This window comes from Streptacidiphilus anmyonensis, from assembly GCF_000787855.1.
GTDB classification, from domain to species: Bacteria; Actinomycetota; Actinomycetes; order Streptomycetales; family Streptomycetaceae; genus Streptacidiphilus; species Streptacidiphilus anmyonensis.
This window is the reverse complement of sequence record NZ_BBPQ01000147.1, coordinates 1,781-2,894: the sequence shown is the minus strand read 5'-3', so window position 1 is coordinate 2,894 and position 1,114 is coordinate 1,781. Positions and strand designations below refer to the sequence as shown.

Below are 1,114 nucleotides of genomic sequence, written 5' to 3'. Positions count from 1 at the left end.
GTTCCACAGGCGGGAGCGGCGGTGCGCGGGGGCGGGCCACTGCTCCTGCTCCGGCACGGGCCGCTCGTCGGGGACGGCGGGGCTGCCGTGGACGCGGGCGCGGGCCGGGACCCGGCCCAGCACGCAACTGCCGGGCAGCACCTCGGCGTCGTAGCCGATCTCGGCGCCGGGCATGAGCATGGTGCGGGTGCCGACGCGGGCGCCGTTGCCGATCCGGATCGTGCCCAGGTGCAGCACGTCGCCGTCGAGCCACCAGCCGGCGGTGTCGACCTCGGTCTCCACCGCACAGCCGTCGCCGTAGACGGCCATGCCGGTCACCGGCGGCATGCTGTGCAGCTCGACGTCGCGGCCCACCCGGCAGCCGAGCAGGCGCGCGTAGCGGCGGGCGAGCGGGGTGCCGATGACGGAGGCGATGTTGAACATGCCCACCAGCCGCTCGGCGGTCCACAGCCGCAGGTGCGCCCAGCCGCCGCGGCGGTAGCTGCCCGGCTTCAGACCCGCCGTCAGCAGCCGCGCGCCCAGCGCACCGATCAGGGAGCGGCCGAACGCGCTGGACAGCAGCAGCCAGCCGCCCGCGACCAGCGCCCAGGAGGTGTGCGGGGCCCAGGGCAGCGGGCCGATGATGTTGTCGACCGCGGCCAGCGCCAGCACCCAGCGCAGCCCGGTGAGGGTGTACAGGACGGCGAGCACCAGCGCCTGGTACAGGCCCACGTAGCGCGGCACCGGCCGGACCTCGCGGACCTGCTCCTCCTCGACGGCGCCGCCGTCGAGGAGGTCGGCCAACTGCTGGAGCCGGGGCTGCTGGTAGAGGTCGGCGACCGACGCGCCGGGGAAGCGCTGCCGCAGCAGGGAGACGAGCTTGGCCGCGGCCAGGCTGGTGCCGCCGAGCGCGAAGAAGTCGCTGCCCGCGCCGACCGGCACGCCGAGCACGGCCTGCCACTGCTCCCCCAGCCACGCGGCGGTGCCGTGCAGCGGCCCGCCGGCCTCCGCCCCGGCGTCGGCGCCGACGCCCGGCAGCGGCCACGGCAGCGCCTTGCGGTCGACCTTGCCCGAGGTCCGCGTCGGCAGCTCCGCCACCACCGCCAGCACCGGCACCAGCGCCTGCGGCAACCGA

The 1,114-nt window shown here is 76.8% G+C and carries 1 protein-coding gene; it reads right to left on the bottom strand.

The window, feature by feature from the left end:
- The coding region (locus TR50_RS42080) for a phosphopantetheine-binding protein (RefSeq protein WP_236654829.1) at positions 1-1,114 on the bottom strand (1,114 nt) is incomplete at both ends.